The sequence below is a fragment of the Rhizobium sp. PAMB 3182 genome, assembly GCF_052908355.1.
Genome location: NZ_CM128607.1, coordinates 1,386,398 through 1,401,951, shown reverse-complemented (window position 1 = coordinate 1,401,951; position 15,554 = coordinate 1,386,398). Strand labels below are relative to the sequence as shown.

The 15,554-nt window shown below is 63.2% G+C and carries 13 protein-coding genes; 4 read left to right on the top strand and 9 right to left on the bottom strand.

Annotated features, from left to right (window positions below; genetic code table 11):
- Positions 1–16: 16 nt before the first annotated feature.
- Positions 17–1,108, top strand: coding sequence for an ABC transporter ATP-binding protein (locus ACU5AZ_RS06970; RefSeq protein WP_446825289.1), 1,092 nt, complete (start codon positions 17–19; stop codon positions 1,106–1,108).
- Positions 1,109–1,177: 69 nt separating this feature from the next.
- On the opposite strand, the gene ACU5AZ_RS06965 is transcribed toward ACU5AZ_RS06970, so the two are convergent.
- Positions 1,178–2,062: an aminoglycoside phosphotransferase family protein gene (locus tag ACU5AZ_RS06965; protein WP_446825288.1), complete on the bottom strand. Its 885-nt coding sequence runs from the start codon at positions 2,060–2,062 to the stop codon at positions 1,178–1,180.
- Positions 2,063–2,393: 331 nt separating this feature from the next.
- On the opposite strand from ACU5AZ_RS06965, the gene ACU5AZ_RS06960 reads away from it, so the two are divergent.
- Positions 2,394–3,674, top strand: coding sequence for a DUF2778 domain-containing protein (locus ACU5AZ_RS06960; RefSeq protein WP_446825287.1), 1,281 nt, complete (start codon positions 2,394–2,396; stop codon positions 3,672–3,674).
- Positions 3,675–3,758: 84 nt separating this feature from the next.
- Here the strand turns inward: ACU5AZ_RS06960 and edd are convergent, their stop codons facing one another.
- The 5 genes from edd to ACU5AZ_RS06935 form a co-directional block, all read right to left on the bottom strand.
- Positions 3,759–5,576: a phosphogluconate dehydratase gene (edd, locus tag ACU5AZ_RS06955; protein WP_446825286.1), complete on the bottom strand. Its 1,818-nt coding sequence runs from the start codon at positions 5,574–5,576 to the stop codon at positions 3,759–3,761.
- Between the two features lie 72 nt (positions 5,577–5,648).
- Entirely contained in the window at positions 5,649–6,350 is a 702-nt protein-coding gene (gene pgl / locus ACU5AZ_RS06950; RefSeq protein ID WP_446825285.1) for a 6-phosphogluconolactonase, read from the bottom strand.
- 10 nt (positions 6,351–6,360) lie between these two features.
- On the bottom strand, positions 6,361–7,836 hold the full coding sequence (zwf, locus tag ACU5AZ_RS06945) for a glucose-6-phosphate dehydrogenase (RefSeq protein ID WP_446825284.1): 1,476 nt from the start codon (positions 7,834–7,836) through the stop codon (positions 6,361–6,363).
- 102 nt (positions 7,837–7,938) lie between these two features.
- Positions 7,939–9,225, bottom strand: coding sequence for an NAD(P)/FAD-dependent oxidoreductase (locus ACU5AZ_RS06940; protein WP_446825283.1), 1,287 nt, complete (start codon positions 9,223–9,225; stop codon positions 7,939–7,941).
- Between the two features lie 16 nt (positions 9,226–9,241).
- Positions 9,242–10,678 (bottom strand): glutamine synthetase family protein, encoded by a 1,437-nt coding sequence (locus ACU5AZ_RS06935; protein ID WP_446825282.1) that lies wholly within the window; start codon positions 10,676–10,678, stop codon positions 9,242–9,244.
- A 172-nt stretch (positions 10,679–10,850) separates the two neighbouring features.
- Between ACU5AZ_RS06935 and ACU5AZ_RS06930 the strand changes: the two genes are divergently transcribed.
- Positions 10,851–11,984: an NAD(P)/FAD-dependent oxidoreductase gene (locus tag ACU5AZ_RS06930; protein WP_446825944.1), complete on the top strand. Its 1,134-nt coding sequence runs from the start codon at positions 10,851–10,853 to the stop codon at positions 11,982–11,984.
- 359 nt (positions 11,985–12,343) lie between these two features.
- Here the strand turns inward: ACU5AZ_RS06930 and ACU5AZ_RS06925 are convergent, their stop codons facing one another.
- Positions 12,344–12,601 carry a hypothetical protein gene (locus ACU5AZ_RS06925; RefSeq protein WP_446825281.1) on the bottom strand — a complete coding sequence of 86 codons (258 nt, stop codon included), beginning with the start codon at positions 12,599–12,601 and terminating at the stop codon, positions 12,344–12,346.
- A gap of 91 nt (positions 12,602–12,692) precedes the next feature.
- Between ACU5AZ_RS06925 and ACU5AZ_RS06920 the strand changes: the two genes are divergently transcribed.
- Entirely contained in the window at positions 12,693–13,559 is an 867-nt protein-coding gene (locus ACU5AZ_RS06920; protein ID WP_446825280.1) for a LysR family transcriptional regulator, read from the top strand.
- Between the two features lie 149 nt (positions 13,560–13,708).
- Here the strand turns inward: ACU5AZ_RS06920 and ACU5AZ_RS06915 are convergent, their stop codons facing one another.
- Both ACU5AZ_RS06915 and aceA read right to left on the bottom strand, forming a co-directional pair.
- Positions 13,709–13,957 (bottom strand): SMc00767 family acetate metabolism repressor, encoded by a 249-nt coding sequence (locus ACU5AZ_RS06915; RefSeq protein ID WP_261931136.1) that lies wholly within the window; start codon positions 13,955–13,957, stop codon positions 13,709–13,711.
- A gap of 95 nt (positions 13,958–14,052) precedes the next feature.
- Entirely contained in the window at positions 14,053–15,366 is a 1,314-nt protein-coding gene (gene aceA / locus ACU5AZ_RS06910) for an isocitrate lyase (protein WP_446825279.1), read from the bottom strand.
- Positions 15,367–15,554: the final 188 nt, after the last annotated feature.

Genomic DNA, 15,554 nt, shown 5'->3' with positions numbered 1-15,554 from the left:
TAACAGGGAGGACGGCATGGCAGGTCTGGTTCTGAAGGATATCCGCAAGTCCTACGGGGCGGTGAAGGTTCTGCACGGCATCGATCTTGAGATAAAGCAGGGCGAGTTCGTGGTCTTCGTCGGGCCGTCCGGCTGCGGCAAGTCCACGCTCTTGCGGATGATTGCCGGGCTGGAAGACATCACCGGTGGCGAGATGCAGATCGACGGCATGGTGGTCAACGATGTGCCGCCGTCGAAACGCGGCATCGCCATGGTGTTCCAGTCCTACGCCCTCTATCCGCACATGACCGTCTACGACAACATGGCGTTCGGCATGCGGATCGCAGGCGAAAGCAAGGAAGAGATCGACCGCCGGGTGACGAAGGCCGCCTCCATGCTGCAGCTCGAGCCCTACCTTGACCGCCTGCCCAAGGCGCTTTCGGGCGGCCAGCGCCAGCGCGTTGCCATCGGCCGCGCCATCTGCCGCGATCCGAAGGTCTTCCTCTTCGACGAGCCGCTGTCGAACCTCGATGCCGCGCTGCGCGTCGCCACCCGCATCGAGATCGCCAAGCTCAACGAGAGCATGCCGGACACGACGATGATCTACGTCACCCACGACCAGGTCGAGGCAATGACGCTTGCCGACCGCATCGTGGTGCTCTCCGCCGGTCGCGTCGAACAGGTCGGTCCGCCGCTCGAACTCTATGAGCGTCCGGCAAACCTCTTCGTCGCCCGCTTCATCGGCTCGCCGGCCATGAACATCATTCCGGCCGAAATCACCGCGGCGGGTGCGCAGACGACCGTTCTTCTGCCCGATGGCAAGTCCGTGACCGTTCCGATCGCCACGAACGAAGGCGAGAAGGGCAAGAAGGCAAGCTTCGGCGTTCGTCCGGAAGACCTGACGATCGCCGAAGGCGACGACTTCCTGTTCGAAGGCCACGCAGCCATCGTCGAGGCGCTCGGCGAAGTGACGTTGATCTATGTCGAAGGCCTCACCGAGGATGAGCCGATCATTGCCAAGGTGCCGGGCATCCTGAAGGTCAACAAGGGCGACCGTCTGCGCTTTGCAGCCGATCCCTCCAAGCTCCATCTGTTCAACGCGGACGGCAAGACCTATCGTATGGATTGACGGGTACGTTTCCACTTACCGGATTTGAAACGGCGGCGGATACCATCCGCCGCCGTTTCATTTCTCGGATCAAAGCAGCAGTCCAAGCCTCGAGAGCGTCAGCCGGCACTGCCGGCAGAGGGCTTCGTTTTTCCCGCCCCGATAGTAGCTGAGCGCAATGACGGCACCGTAGAGCGCCCAGCCCTTGGCCCGTTGCCAAACGCCGTCATCGAGGTCCAGCGCGTCGCGAAACCGTTGCTGTGAACCCGGCTGTACCCATGTCCATGCGGCGGCATAATCCGCTGCCGGGTCGCCGACCGCCGACAGGCCCCAGTCGATCACGGCGGTGAGCCTTCCGTGCTTCGCCAGCAAATTGTCAGCCTTGAGGTCTCCGTGCAGCCAGACGGGCGCGGAGCGAAGGCGTTCATCGACAACCGAAGCCCAGAGATCTTTCGCGGCGTGCGTATCGATCTCGTCGGCGAGGAGATCGATGGAGGACAGTGTCGCCTCAGCCATCTCTGAAAGCGGTACGCCGCGCCGGAAGTTCGCCGGACCGGCCACCGGCGCTCCTTCAGTCGGTTGTCGATGCAGTGCCTTGATGAACGCTGCCAGCGCCACCGCAGCCTCATCCGCGTCCGCGATCGCCTCGGGCGTGGCGATTTCGCCGTCGATCCAGTCGAATATGCCGAACTCGCACGGCTTGCCGAGATCAATGCGTCCGCGATGCCGAAGTCGAGGGATTGCCAGCGGCAGGCCGGTCAGGCGTGGCAGCCAGTCGAGTTCCTTGGACAGGGATGCGATTGCGCTTTCCCTCAGCGGCAGCCGCACCAGCAGTTCGTCGCCAAGGCGGTACAGGGCGTTGTCCGTTCCCGTCGAATGGATGCGACGCATCGGCAGGTCCGCCCATGGCGGCGCCTGTTCGGCAAGCCGGCGGCGTATCGACGACTCGTCGATCGCAAGACTGTCCTCGTGCATGCTCTTTTGTCTCCAGCCGATGCGGTTGCGAGTCTGGTGGACAGCATCTCACGCATGATTAACGCCCCTGCATAGGCCTGTTGGGACCCTTGTCGTCAAATGACCACGGCTGTGAGACATTAATGCCGCATTTCCGGCTATTCATCGGCCTCCATGATTGATGGGTTCAAATTCTCACGCAGCCGTAAAGACTTTGGTTACCAAGTTTCTTCATCCTTCCAGTCAGGTCCGAGGGCGTGACCGCGGTGAAGAACAAGGCCGCATCCGCCACGAGTTTGAGTACCGCCGGACACGCGCGACGTTTTGCGCGCTGGCGGAAACCTGTTTGTAGATGAGTTTCAGTATGGCGTTTGCGACCGATTACTACCCGGCCAAGCCGGGCTTCAGACTTCCGGTTCTGCCGGCCCTTCCACGGCTCATGTCAGGCGCAGCCTTCGTCGGCGGCACGCTCGCCGTCGGCTTGTGGGTATCCGCGACGCTCGGCGCGCTGCACGGCATTTCCTCGACATCCTCGGGCCGAAGTGAAGACTTCAGGACGAGCCTGCTGCTGGCCGCACCGCGCCAGCCTGCCGGCCCGACGACATGGACGCGCTACAGCCGGCCGGCCAACCGCGCGACGGGAGAAACGCTGGCGGCCTTGAAAACGCCGGATGCGCAATCGCTCGACACCAGCGGCCGCACCATCGTCAAGCAGGCGCTTGTCGCCGATATCGCGGAACGGGCGCTCGGCAATCGCTGGGCATCTTCGGCCGCTGAGAAGGAAAGCGATACGCAACTGGCCGCCGCCGAGACCACGCTCGGAAGCGCGCTGAGAAACCATCTCGACCGCAAGATTACCACCGCTGCGCTGGCAAATGCGCAGACGCCGGGTGCGCTGGTGTCCGGCCTTCCGCCGGCGCTGAAATCGACGCCGGCGCAGATCGCCGCGGCCGCCGCTCAGCCGTCTGCGGTTGAACTTGCCATGCTGCCTGACGCCGTTCCCGCTCCAATGGTCAGGCCCAAGCAGGATCCGTTCAACGAAGTGCTCTCCGCCGGCAATGCGAAAGCCGTTGCCGAAAAGGGCGACGCCAGCATCCCGCTGAAGACGGCACCGCAGAAGACCGGGCCGAAGACGCTGCTCGCCTATGCCCGTCCGGACGAACCGATGGACGATGCCGATGTCCGTCCCTCGCTGCTGCGCAAGCAGGCGGCTCTGCCGGGACCCGGCAGCAAGGTGGCCGTCTACGACATCACCGCACAGACCGTCTACATGCCTGACGGCCGCAAGCTTGTCGCTCATTCGGGTCGCGGCAAGATGCGCGACAAGCCGAAATACATCAGCGTCAACAGCTGGGGGCCGACCCCGCCGAACGTCTATCGCCTGAGCAAGCGCGAAGCCCTGTTCCATGGCGTCGAGGCCCTGCGCATGACGCCGGTCGGTGGCGAGAAGATGTATGGTCGCAACGGCTTCCTCACCCACTCCTACCTGCGCCGCGTGCCGGGCGATTCCGCCGGCTGCATCGCGTTTGCGAACTACCCGACCTTCCTGGCCGCCTACAAGCGCGGCGAGGTCAAGACCGTGATCGTGGTGCCGAGCATCGACGAACTGCCGCGCTACATGGCAATGCTCTAGTAAGCCGCACGATCCTCAACGAAAACGGCCGCGCCTCATTCCAGGCGCGGCCGTTTTCGTTTGTCTGCTGGCTGTCGGCTATGCCTAGAAGAGCACGCTGGCGCCCGTGTCGGCCGTGCCGGCAGCGAGGCGGAACGGTGCGAAGAGTTCGCGGCCCATGCCGTATTCGTTTTCAGACAGATCGGCGACCACCGGCTGGCGGGCATCGAACTCCGCCTTGTCGACAAGCACCTCGACCGTGCCGTTGATGGCATCGATGCGGATCATGTCGCCGTCCTTGATCTTGGCGATCGGGCCGCCTTCGGCCGCTTCCGGCGTCAGATGGATGGCGGCCGGCACCTTGCCGGATGCGCCCGACATGCGGCCGTCGGTCAGAAGAGCCACCTTGTGGCCGCGATCCTGCAGGACGCCGAGAGGAGGGGTGAGCTTGTGCAGTTCCGGCATGCCGTTGGCCTTCGGCCCCTGGAAGCGGACGACGGCGACGAAGTCGCGGTCGAGCTTGCCGGACTTGAAGGCGTCCTGGATGTCGTGCTGGCTGTGGAAGACGACGGCCGGCGCCTCGATGACATGCCGCTCGGGCTTCACGGCGGAAATCTTGATCACCGCCTTGCCGAGATTGCCCGTCAGCATCTTCAGCCCGCCATTCGCCTGGAAGGGCTCGGAGATGGTCGACAGCACCTTCGGGTCGTGGCTGACATCCGGCGCCTCGTAGCGGCCGACAGTGCCGTCCGAGTTGAGCTTCGGCTCGATCGTGTAGGCGTCGAGGCCCTGGCCATAGACGGTGCGCACGTCGTCGTGCAACAGCCCCTGCTTCAGAAGCTGCTTGATCAGGAAGCCGAGGCCGCCCGCGGCGTGGAAATGGTTCACGTCGGCAAGACCGTTCGGATAAACGCGTGCGAGAAGCGGAATGGCGTCCGAGAGATCGGAAATGTCTTCCCAGGTCAGCATGATGCCGGCGGCGCGCGCCATGGCGACGAGGTGCATGGTGTGGTTGGTCGAGCCGCCGGTTGCATGCAGGCCGACCACGCCGTTGACGACCGAGCGTTCGTCGATCATCTCGCCGGCGGGCGTGAAGTCGTTACCGAGCGCGGTGATCGCCAGGGCGCGCTTGGTGGCTTCGCGCGTCAGCGCGTCGCGCAGCGGCGTGTTCGGATTGACGAAGGATGCGCCGGGCATGTGGAAGCCCATGATCTCCATCAGCATCTGGTTGGAATTGGCGGTGCCGTAGAAGGTGCAGGTGCCGGGGCCGTGATAGGACTTGGATTCGGCCTCCAGCAGTTCCTTGCGGCCGACCTTGCCTTCGGCATAGAGCTGGCGGATCCGCGACTTTTCGTCGTTCGGCAGGCCCGAGGTCATCGGCCCGGCCGGAATGAAGACCGCCGGCAGATGGCCGAAGGAGAGGGCGGCAATCACCAGCCCGGGAACGATCTTGTCGCAGACGCCGAGATAGACGGCCGCGTCGAACATGTTGTGCGAGAGGCCGACGCCGGCCGCCATGGCAATCAGGTCGCGGGAAAACAGCGACAGTTCCATGCCCGGCTGGCCCTGGGTGACGCCGTCGCACATGGCCGGCACGCCGCCGGCGACCTGGGCCACTCCGCCGGCCTCGTGCGCGGCCTCGCGGATCAGAGCCGGATAGGTTTCGAACGGCTGGTGCGCCGACAGCATGTCGTTGTAGGCGGTGATGATGCCGAGATTGGCGACGCGGTCACCCGCAAGAGCCGCCTTCTCGGAGGGGGAACAGACGGCAAATCCGTGCGCGAGGTTGCCGCAGGAGAGAACCGCGCGGTGCGGGCCCTTCGCGGCGGCGGCGCGCACGCGATCAAGATAGCGTTCACGGGTCGGCTTGGAGCGCTCGACGATGCGGGCGGTGACGGCGGCAATGCGGGGGTCGGCAGTCATGGTCTTTAAATCCCATCCTGTTCGTTATCGTGTTCGCCGGCGGATCGATCCGCCGCATGTGGTGCGTCCCGATCAGGGCGCCCAGTATATCTCGACCGGGGAGGCGGCCCGGCGCAGGATCGCCCGGATCGGCATGTCCTCTTCGGCGCCGTCTTCCTCGGCCTTCCTGAGCACGGTCATCTTGCCGTCGCCCTCGATATGCAGCACCAGGAGATCGGCATCCTGGAGCGCCGAGAAAGTGAAGGTGACGCGCGGTTCGCCGGCGCCTTCGGCCTGCATGGCGATCACACCGCGCGGCGTATCGGCGGCAAGCGCGGTGGCGAGATTGTCGCCACCCGGGAAGAACGAGGCCGTATGGCCGTCCGTGCCCATTCCCAGAATAGCAACGTCGAAAGGTCTTTCAATGACGGAAGCGGTCTTTACGGTGGCGATCGTCGCGCCCTCTGCCGCATCAGCCGCTTCGTAATAGAGCGGCAGGAACGTTGCGGCCGCCGCCTTGCCTGTCAGCAGGTTTTCCTGGACGAGCTTGTGGTTCGACCGAGGATCATCTGCCGGGACATACCGTTCGTCGACCAGCGTCACCGTCACATTGCTCCAGTCGACCGGACAGCCGGAGAGCGCCTTGAAGAAGGCCTTCGGCGTCGAGCCGCCGGAGACGGCGAGTGTCGCCTTGCCACGCACGGCAATCGCCGCGGAAAGCACGCCGGCAACCTTGTCGGCCAGTGCGGCGGCGAGGGTGGAACCACTGTCGAACGTGTTGAGCTTGGTCGCCATTGCCTTCCCTTCAGTCCGCTTCGTGCCAGGTCCGCCCATCCCGTTCGATGAGCGCGATCGCCTGGCTTGGTCCCCAGGTGCCGGCGGTGTAGCCCTGAACCTTCTGGCCGGTCTGTTCCCAGGCTTTCAGGATCGGATCGACCCACGTCCACGCGGCCTCGACTTCGTCGCGGCGCATGAACAGCGTCTGGTTGGAACGGATGACGTCCATCAGCAGGCGCTCATAGGCGTCCGGATTGCGCACGGCGAAGGCCTCGGCAAAGCTCATGTCGAGCGAGACGTGGCGCAGGCGCATGCCGCCCGGACCCGGGTCCTTGATCATCAGCCACTGGCGAACGCCTTCATCCGGCTGCAGGCGGATGACGAGCTGGTTGGCGGCAATCTTGCCGGCCGCGTCGTCAAAGATCGAATGCGGGATCGGCTTGAAGGTGATGACGATTTCCGACATGCGCGCAGCAAGCCGCTTGCCGGTGCGGATGTAGAAGGGCACGCCGGCCCAACGCCAGTTGCCAATCTCGGCCTTGATGCCGACGAAGGTTTCCGTGTCGGAAACGCCGCCTTCGAGTTCTTCCAGATAGCCCTTGACCGGGCCGCCGGCGGAGGCACCGGCGCGGTACTGGCCGCGAACCGTGTACTTCTCGACATTGGAAGCATCGATCGGCTTCAGCGAGCGCAGGACCTTGAGCTTCTCGTCGCGCACGGCCTCGCCGTCGAGCGATGCCGGCGGCTCCATGGCCACGAGGCAGAGGAGCTGCAGGATGTGGTTCTGCACCATGTCGCGCAGCGCGCCGGCCTTGTCATAGTAGCCGGCGCGGCCTTCGAGGCCGACGGCTTCCGCGACGGTGATCTGGACGTGGTCGATATGCGCCGAGTTCCACAGCGGCTCGTAGAGCGCGTTGGCGAAGCGCAGTGCCATCAGGTTCTGCACCGTCTCTTTGCCGAGATAGTGGTCGATGCGGTAGACCTGATCTTCGTGGAAGACCTTGCCGATGGTGTTGTTGAGCTCGAGCGCGGAAGCGAGGTCACGCCCGATCGGCTTCTCGACGACGATGCGGGTGGTCTTGGTGATCAGCTTGTGATCGCGGATCTTCTCCGAGATATCGCCGAAAATGGCCGGCGCCACGGCGAGGTAGAAGGCGCGGACGCGATCCTTGCCCTCGTCCAGGAGCTTCTTCAGGCTGTCCCAGCCCTTGTCCGACTTGGCGTCGATGGCGACGTAGAACAGCCGCGAGCAGAAGTCCTTGACGTCCTTGTCGTTGTATTCGTCGGCCTTGAGGTGCTCTTTCAGAGCCGTCTGTGCGAATTCGCGGTAGGCTTCATGGGTCAGGTCCGAACGCGATGCGCCGATGATGCGTGTCGGATCGGTGAGCTGGCCGGCCAGCATACGATGGTAGAGGGCAGGCAGAAGCTTGCGTTCCGCGAGATCGCCGGTGCCGCCGAAGACGACGTAGTCAAAGGGCTCGACGGGAATGATCTGGCTGGTCATGGGCTATCTTTCTATCAAAATAGAATTCGGCCTTCTTGTAATCTAATCGATTTAAAAAGGCCAGAGTGCGATGCGAAAAAATGCGCTGGGCGGCCTCGGGGATCAGAAGCGATCCCGGAGCGCGTACCAGCTGAGGGCCAGGAACAGAAGCGGCTTGCGCAGATGCGAGCCGCCCGGAAAGGCCGGAATTTTCAGTGTTTTCAAAAGGTCGAGCTCGCCAGAGCCCGACAGGACGTCGTCTGCAAAAAGCTTGCCGCAATAATTCGACAGCATGACGCCGTGGCCGGAATAGCCGCCGATCGCGGTCACGCCGGGCATGACCTCGCGGGCGAAGGGTTGGCGCGGCAGGGTGATGCCGACCGACCCGCCCCAGGCATGGGTCATCTCGACGTCCTTGAGCTGCGGGTAGAGCTCGGCAATCTGCCGGCGGATATGCGTGGTGATGTCGCGCGGATTGTCGGACGTATAGGCCTCGCGGCCGCCGAACAGCAGGCGTCCGTCCCGCGACTTGCGGAAGTATCGCACGACGAAGCGGGAGTCGGCAATCGCTTCATTGCCGGGGATGATCTCCGGATAATCGGTGAGCGGTACGGTCGCGCCGATGAAGGAGCGGATCGGCATTACACGTGCGGCATTCACCGGCTCGAGATGGCCGATATAGCCGTTGCAGGCGATGAGAGCGCGGTCGGCGCGGATGTCGCCGCGGTCGGTCTTCACGACGATTTTGCCGCCCTCGCGCGTCACAGATCGGGCGGGCGTCATTTCATGCAGGTTGGCGCCGGCCGCGGCTGCGACACGGGCCAAGCCGACCAGCAGCTTCAGCGGCTGTATATGGCCCGTGCCGGTGTCGCGGATGCCGCAGAAATAGCGCTTCGAGCCAAGCCGTTCGCAGGTCTCCGCCCGGTCCATGTAGGACATGTGCGGATAGCCGTAGCGAGAGGCCGTGATTTCGACGTGGTCCCGGTACTCCTTCTCCCAGCCGGCCTTGTGGGCGACATTGAGTTGACCCGGCAGGTATTCGATGTCGATCCCGTGTGTTTCTGCAAATCCGAGCAGGTGCTTCTTGGCGTTTTCGGCAAGGTCGAACAAGGCCTTGGCGCGCTCGAAGCCGAGCGACTTTTCCAGCTCCTCGACCTCTGCCCGGTGTCCGGTGCCCATCTGGCCGCCATTGCGTCCGGACGCGCCGTCGCCGAAGCGGACGGCATCGATCAGCACGACACGGGTGCCGGCCTTCGCCAGATTGTAGGCCGCCTGCAGTCCGGTAAAGCCACCGCCGACGATGACGACGTCGGCGGAAGTCGAGCCGTCGAGCGCCGGATATTCCGGGCGGTCGGCGACTGTGGACTGATACCAGGAAACCCCCGGTGCGATCGGGCTCTGCCAGATCATGCAAACCTCGTTTTCATTACACGTTCAGAAGCAGGAATTCACGCTCCCAGGGGCTGATCACCTGCATGAAGGTTTCGAATTCACCGCGCTTGATGCCGCCGTAAATGCCGATGAACTCCGGATCGAAGACGGCCTTGAAGTCCTCTTCCTCTTCCAGAAGGGACACGGCCCTGAGCAGGTCGCGCGGCAGTTCGATGTCGCCTTCATTGGCCGTGTCGGCGGTCGGCGGTGTCGGCTCGATCGCATTGACCATGCCGAGATAGCCGGCCGCGAGCGACCCTGCCAGCGCCAGATAGGGATTGGCGTCGGAGCTAGGAAGGCGGTTTTCGACACGGCGGGCAGCCGGATCGGAGACCGGCACGCGGAAGGCCGTGGTGCGGTTGTCGAAACCCCAGGCCGTATTCACCGGGCAGGACATGTCCGGCGACAGGCGGCGATAGGAGTTCACATAGGGGGCCATCATGATCAGCGCATGCGGCACGTATTTCTGCATGCCGCCGATGAAATTGTAGAATGCTTTCGACGGAGACCCGTCGGCATTCGAGAAGATGTTCTTGCCGCCGTCGATTTCAACCACCGACTGGTGAATGTGCATGGCCGAGCCGGGCTGGCCCTGCATCGGCTTGGCCATGAAGGTGGCGTAGATCCCGTGTTTGAGCGCCGCCTCGCGGATCGTGCGCTTGAACATGAAGACCTGGTCGGCAAGTTCCACCGGATCGCCGTGGCGCAGGTTGATCTCCAGCTGTGCGGGCCCTTCCTCGTGGATCAGCGTGTCGATCTCGAGACCCTGCTTTTCCGAGAAGTGGTAGATGTCGTCGATCAAGTCATCGAACTCGTTGATGCCGGCGATCGAATAGGCCTGCCCGCCGAGGATCGGGCGACCCGAACGGCCCTTCGGCGGATGCAGCGGATAGTCGGGGTCCTCGCTCATGGCGACGAGGTAGAACTCGATTTCCGGGGCCACCACCGCCTTCCAGCCCTTGTCGGCGTAAAGCGCCATCACACGCTTCAAGACATTGCGCGGCGCATAGGGCACTTCGCCGCCATCGGCGTAGACGACATCGCAGATCACCTGTGCCGTCGGATCGCTTTCCCACGGCACCGTCGACAGTGTCGAAAGGTCGGGCACCAGCTTCAGGTCGTTGTCGCGCGGCTCGTAGCGGAAGCTGCCGGTCTCGTCGGGATATTCGCCCGAGATCGTGTGCCGGTAGAGGGCAGAGGGCAGCGCCAGCGACGTGTTGGACGTGAATTTCGACGATGGCATCATCTTGCCGCGCGGAACACCCGCCAGATCCGGCGTGATGCACTCGATATCCTCGATACCCCGCGTCTTCAGCCACTGGGTGGCATCTCTCCAGGTCTTCACCCCGCGTGGATTGCGCAGGCTTGCGGGGGTGATTGGAGACTTGAGGGAAGCGCTGGAGGGTCGTTTGGTCGTTTTCTTGGCAGGCATGATTCACCGGGTTGTGACGGATGATGGCCGCATCATAGCCGTAGTTTTCCAATTGGCGAGGGGGGAAACATTGACTTTATGCCCCCGGTGACGGACACGGAGGCATCTCAGCCAGGGGAAAAGCGTGCGAGAACAGTTTGATGTGGTCATCCTCGGTGCCGGCGCCGCCGGTATGATGGCGGCCATTGAGGCCGGCAGGCGGGGACGGCGTGTCCTCATCCTCGACCATGCCGCCGCACCCGGCGAAAAAATCCGCATTTCCGGTGGCGGCCGCTGCAATTTCACCAATATCGGCGCCGGCCCGAAGAATTTCCTGTCCGCCAATCCGCATTTCTGCAAGTCGGCGCTGGCCGGCTACACGCCCCGCGATTTCCTCGACATGGTCGAACGCCATGGCATCGCCTGGCATGAGAAGACACTTGGCCAGCTGTTTTGTGACAACAGCGCCAAGGACATCATCGCCATGCTGTTGAAGGAAATGCGCGATGCCGGCGTCACGCTTCGCTTGAGGCAGGCTGTATCATGCGTGACGCGGATCGGTGAGCGTTTCGAGATCCAGACGTCCGACGGTGCCGTGACGGCCGACGCCCTGATCGTGGCGACCGGTGGCAAGTCGATCCCGAAGATGGGGGCAACCGGCCTGGCCTACGACATTGCCCGCCAGTTCGGTCTACCACTTATCGAGCCGCGGCCGGGGCTGGTGCCGTTCACGCTCGAGCCCGGGCTTCTGGAGCGGCTCGCACCGCTCGCCGGCGTGGCCGTCGACGCCGAGGTCCGGCATGGGAAGACGGCGTTCCGCGAGGCGGTTCTCTTCACCCATCGCGGTCTGAGCGGCCCGGCCATCCTGCAGATTTCTTCCTATTGGCGGGAAGGCGATGCCGTCACTCTTGCGCTGGAGCCGGATGTGAATGTCCTTGCATCCCTGAAGCAGGCAAAGGCCGAAAACGGCCGGCAGGCGCTCTCGACCGCGCTCGCGCAGATCCTGCCTAAGAGGCTCGCGCAATATCTCGCCGAACAGCATGGCGCCACCGGCAATCTGGCGGAGTTTCCGGATGCGAGGCTGCAGGCAATCGCTGCCTCCGTGCAGAACTGGCAGCTGAAACCGGCCGGCAGCGAGGGCTACCGTACCGCCGAGGTTACGCTGGGCGGCGTCGATACGGGGGCGCTGAACTCGAAGACCATGGCGGCAAAATCCGTTCCCGGACTCTATTTCATCGGCGAATGCGTCGACGTGACCGGCTGGCTGGGCGGCTACAATTTCCAGTGGGCATGGTCCTCCGGCGTTGCCGCGGGGCGTGCGGCATAGGCCATTTTGCGACTTTGGCGCCGAAAATCATTATTTTCTGCGTTCTGGTGCCATTTAGTGATTGTTAATTGAAGCAAGTCATCGTCTTATAGTGCAGTGCGTCAGGGTTTGTTATGGCATGACCTTCACGCCGGCAGGAGTACCGCAACGTCGTTACACGGAATTGAGGGAAGTCCATGAGAAACCGCAAGAGCAAAGCCCGCGCCATTGCCATCGCCCGGACCGAGAACACCCGGTTCGTTCTTGCAACGAAAATTCTTCTGGCAACGCTAGCCGCCTGCGCCGCTCTGGCAGTTCTCGCCCACTGAGCGCAAGGCCGTTTCGATTGTCTTTGACCCGGGCCATTCGCTGCCCGGCTGTCACGTGCACGACGAGCATGTCTCATCGTCGGCGCCGCCTGCCGCGTTAAGGCGCGACCTTTCCGATTGTCTCCATAAGCCGCTCTGCAGCGTTTGAAGCGTCTGCGTGAGATGGACCAGCCATGTGGCTGCCCGCAGCAGGCCGTTCGAAGCGTGCGTGCGGTAAAATTCGTCTTCGGCTTCTGGCCGATTCCGTTCGATGCGCCGCTCCTCGACGCTTTTGCAGGCGATATATGCACTTGAATCGATAATGATCATGGGATGTCTCCTCTGGAAACTGGGACATCACCCTAAATACACACCGAATTTTGCTTTACATATATCGAAAAATGTCAGCTATTTTTCAGTTATGAAAAATGCACCCTGGGATCTCTATCAGATTTTCATCGTCGTCGCCCGGCATGGCGGGTTGACCGGCGCCGCCTCCGCTCTTGTTCTCAGCCCGGCGACGATCGGCCGACGCATGCTGGAGCTGGAGGAGAAGCTGGGGACGACCTTGTTCCTCCGTAGCCAGGCCGGCTACACGCTGACCCCGGAGGGACAGTCGCTGTTCGAGCATCTTCGCGAGATGGAGGCGGCGGCGCTGAAGGTCGATGGCTGGCGGATGGAAAAGCAGCAGGCCGTCACCATCCGCATCGCCGCTGGCACCTGGATGTCGAAGCTGCTCGCCGACAACATCGCCGATCTCTGCGCGGAGACCGATCCCTTCCGGCTGGACTTTTCGATTTCGGAACAGCGGGCGCGGCTCGCCTACCGCGAAGCGGACATCGGCATTCGCGCCTATGCGCCGGAGGAGGGCAATCTGGCGGCACGGCGGCTGTCGGACAGTGCCTATGCCGTCTATCGCTCGCGCGTCTCCCGGCCTGCCGCCAATCGCTGGGTTGCCGTCAACCGCGAAGAGGCGGTGTCGACCTATCTCCGTTGGCCGCACGACAATCATCCCGACGACATCGTCTTCACTGTCAACAGGCCGACCGCCCTGCGCGATCTGCTGGTGGCAGGCGCCGGGATCGGTCTTCTCCCATGCATGATTGGCGATCGCGATCCTCAACTTGAAAGGATTGGCGATTGCATAGGCGAGCTCCAGCACGGCCAGTGGCTTGTGGTCAACAGCGCCGATCGGCATCGGCGGGAAATCCGCACCGTGACAGAACGTATCGCGCGGCTGCTGAAGGGCTATGCGCCGCTGATGACCGGCAAGCTTGGCGGGTTGTGACGAGGCCGCCTCCGGATGCGCCAAATTAGAGAAGACGCCCGGCGTGGCTCCATCAGGCCGGGCGTCTTCGTCTCCGTGGGCAGGGCTTGCCTGCCCCGGTCAAGGCCCGGCAGGTTGGGCGCCGGGCCTGTATTGTTGTGGCGGATGCCTTAGGCCGCAGACCGGCCGCTGTTGGCGATGATGATCGGGATCAGCAGGTCGCCCCAGTTGCCGTCTCCGCCATGGTGGCGGGCCGAGCGGACGAGCTCGACGGATACGCCGGCGTCGACGGCCTTCATGACCGACTGGTTCAGCCGGTGCAGGTCGTTGGCGACCATGCGGATCATCGCCTGCTGGTCGGCCGTCATCGTGGTCGACTGTTCTTCTGCTCTTTCCTTGACTCGGGTCTGCGGTGTCATGGCATTTCTCCTCTTTAATCGGGGTTCGTGAAGGTCGTTGGGGTTGTCGGCGACGCGGAGGGCAGGGACCCCCGCGCCGCCGTCTCGAAGCCTGCTTATTCGGCGGCGGGCTTGAACTGCTCTGCCTCGGTCGGCTTGAACTGTTCGGTTTCGGTCGATTCCTTCATCGCCGTTGTCGACGACTGGCCGCCGGTGATCGCCAGCGAGACGGCGTCGAAGTAGCCGGTGCCGACCTCGCGCTGGTGCTTGGTGGCGGTGTAGCCGTTGACCTCGGCCGCGAATTCCGCTTCCTGCAGCTCGGAATAGGCTGCCATCTGGCGGTCCTTGTAGCCGCGGGCCAGTTCGAACATGCCGAAGTTCAGCTGGTGGAAGCCGGCGAGCGTGATGAACTGGAACTTGTAGCCCATCGCACCCAGCTCGCGCTGGAACTTGGCGATCGTCGCATCGTCCAGGTTCTTCTTCCAGTTGAACGAGGGCGAGCAATTGTAGGCGAGCTTCTTGCCCGGATGGACCTTGTGCACGGCCTCGGCGAACTTGCGGGCCTGTTCGAGGTCCGGCTTGCCGGTCTCCATCCAGATCATGTCGCAATGCGGCGCATAGGCGATGGCGCGGGCGATGCACGGGTCGATACCGTTCTTCACCTGGTAGAAGCCTTCCGCCGTGCGACCTGCGTCGTAGTCGACGAAGGGCTGGTCGCGCTCGTCGATATCGGAGGTCAGAAGCTTTGCTGCCTCGGCGTCGGTGCGGGCGATGATCAGCGTCGGCGTACCCATGACGTCGGCAGCAAGCCGCGCGGCGTTCAGGTTACGGATATGCGCGGCCGTCGGGATCAGAACCTTGCCGCCGAGATGGCCGCACTTCTTTTCCGACGCCAGCTGGTCCTCGAAGTGAACGCCGGCGGCGCCCGCCTCGATGAAGGCCTTCATGATCTCGAATGCGTTCAGCGGACCGCCGAAGCCGGCCTCCGCGTCGGCGACGATCGGCGCGAACCATGTATCGACCGAAAGGCCCTTGCCTTCCGCCGTCTCGATCTGGTCGGCGCGCTGCAGGGTGCGGTTGATGCGCTTGGCGAGCTCCGGAGCGGCGTTGGCCGGGTAGAGCGACTGGTCCGGATACATGGCGGAAGCCGTGTTGGCGTCGGCCGCGACCTGCCAGCCGGAAAGGTAGATCGCCTTCAGCCCGGCGCGGACCATCTGCATGGCCTGGTTGCCGGAAAGGGCGCCCAGCGCGTTGACGAAGTTTTCTTCGCTGATCAGCTTCCAGAGACGGTTGGCGCCCATCTCGGCCAGCGTATGCCTGATCTGGACAGAACCGCGCAGGCGCTTGACGTCTTCGGCGGTGTAGGGGCGCTCGATGCCATCGAAGCGGCCAGCCGGTGCGTTCGGGATAAGATTGTCAAAGTCAGTCATAATATTCTCCTCGTCTTCGCATTTACAACAATGACACGCTTCATTCGGTGTGCTTGTTGTCTTGTTCGATGAAGAAGTCTTAGCTCGGATCGGCGCAGTTTTCGAGATAAATAACTGAATAATAGAAGTAAAAGGGGTTAGGCTGTCTTGTCTTTGACAGCTGTCCAATGTAAATATGTAAAGATTGT

Excerpts from the sequence above, each read along its gene's own strand:
- ACU5AZ_RS06920 (WP_446825280.1), top strand. The coding sequence starts at position 12,693 with ATGAAAAATGCACCCTGGGATCTCTATCAGATTTTCATCGTCGTCGCC.
- ACU5AZ_RS06915 (WP_261931136.1), bottom strand. The coding sequence starts at position 13,957 with ATGACACCGCAGACCCGAGTCAAGGAAAGAGCAGAAGAACAGTCGACC.
- ACU5AZ_RS06940 (WP_446825283.1), bottom strand. The coding sequence starts at position 9,225 with ATGATCTGGCAGAGCCCGATCGCACCGGGGGTTTCCTGGTATCAGTCC.
- pgl (WP_446825285.1), bottom strand. The coding sequence starts at position 6,350 with ATGGCGACCAAGCTCAACACGTTCGACAGTGGTTCCACCCTCGCCGCC.
- ACU5AZ_RS06960 (WP_446825287.1), top strand. The coding sequence starts at position 2,394 with ATGAGTTTCAGTATGGCGTTTGCGACCGATTACTACCCGGCCAAGCCG.
- ACU5AZ_RS06970 (WP_446825289.1), top strand. The coding sequence starts at position 17 with ATGGCAGGTCTGGTTCTGAAGGATATCCGCAAGTCCTACGGGGCGGTG.
- edd (WP_446825286.1), bottom strand. The coding sequence starts at position 5,576 with ATGACTGCCGACCCCCGCATTGCCGCCGTCACCGCCCGCATCGTCGAG.
- ACU5AZ_RS06965 (WP_446825288.1), bottom strand. The coding sequence starts at position 2,062 with ATGCACGAGGACAGTCTTGCGATCGACGAGTCGTCGATACGCCGCCGG.
- ACU5AZ_RS06930 (WP_446825944.1), top strand. The coding sequence starts at position 10,851 with ATGATGGCGGCCATTGAGGCCGGCAGGCGGGGACGGCGTGTCCTCATC.
- ACU5AZ_RS06935 (WP_446825282.1), bottom strand. The coding sequence starts at position 10,678 with ATGCCTGCCAAGAAAACGACCAAACGACCCTCCAGCGCTTCCCTCAAG.
- aceA (WP_446825279.1), bottom strand. The coding sequence starts at position 15,366 with ATGACTGACTTTGACAATCTTATCCCGAACGCACCGGCTGGCCGCTTC.
- zwf (WP_446825284.1), bottom strand. The coding sequence starts at position 7,836 with ATGACCAGCCAGATCATTCCCGTCGAGCCCTTTGACTACGTCGTCTTC.
- ACU5AZ_RS06925 (WP_446825281.1), bottom strand. The coding sequence starts at position 12,601 with ATGATCATTATCGATTCAAGTGCATATATCGCCTGCAAAAGCGTCGAG.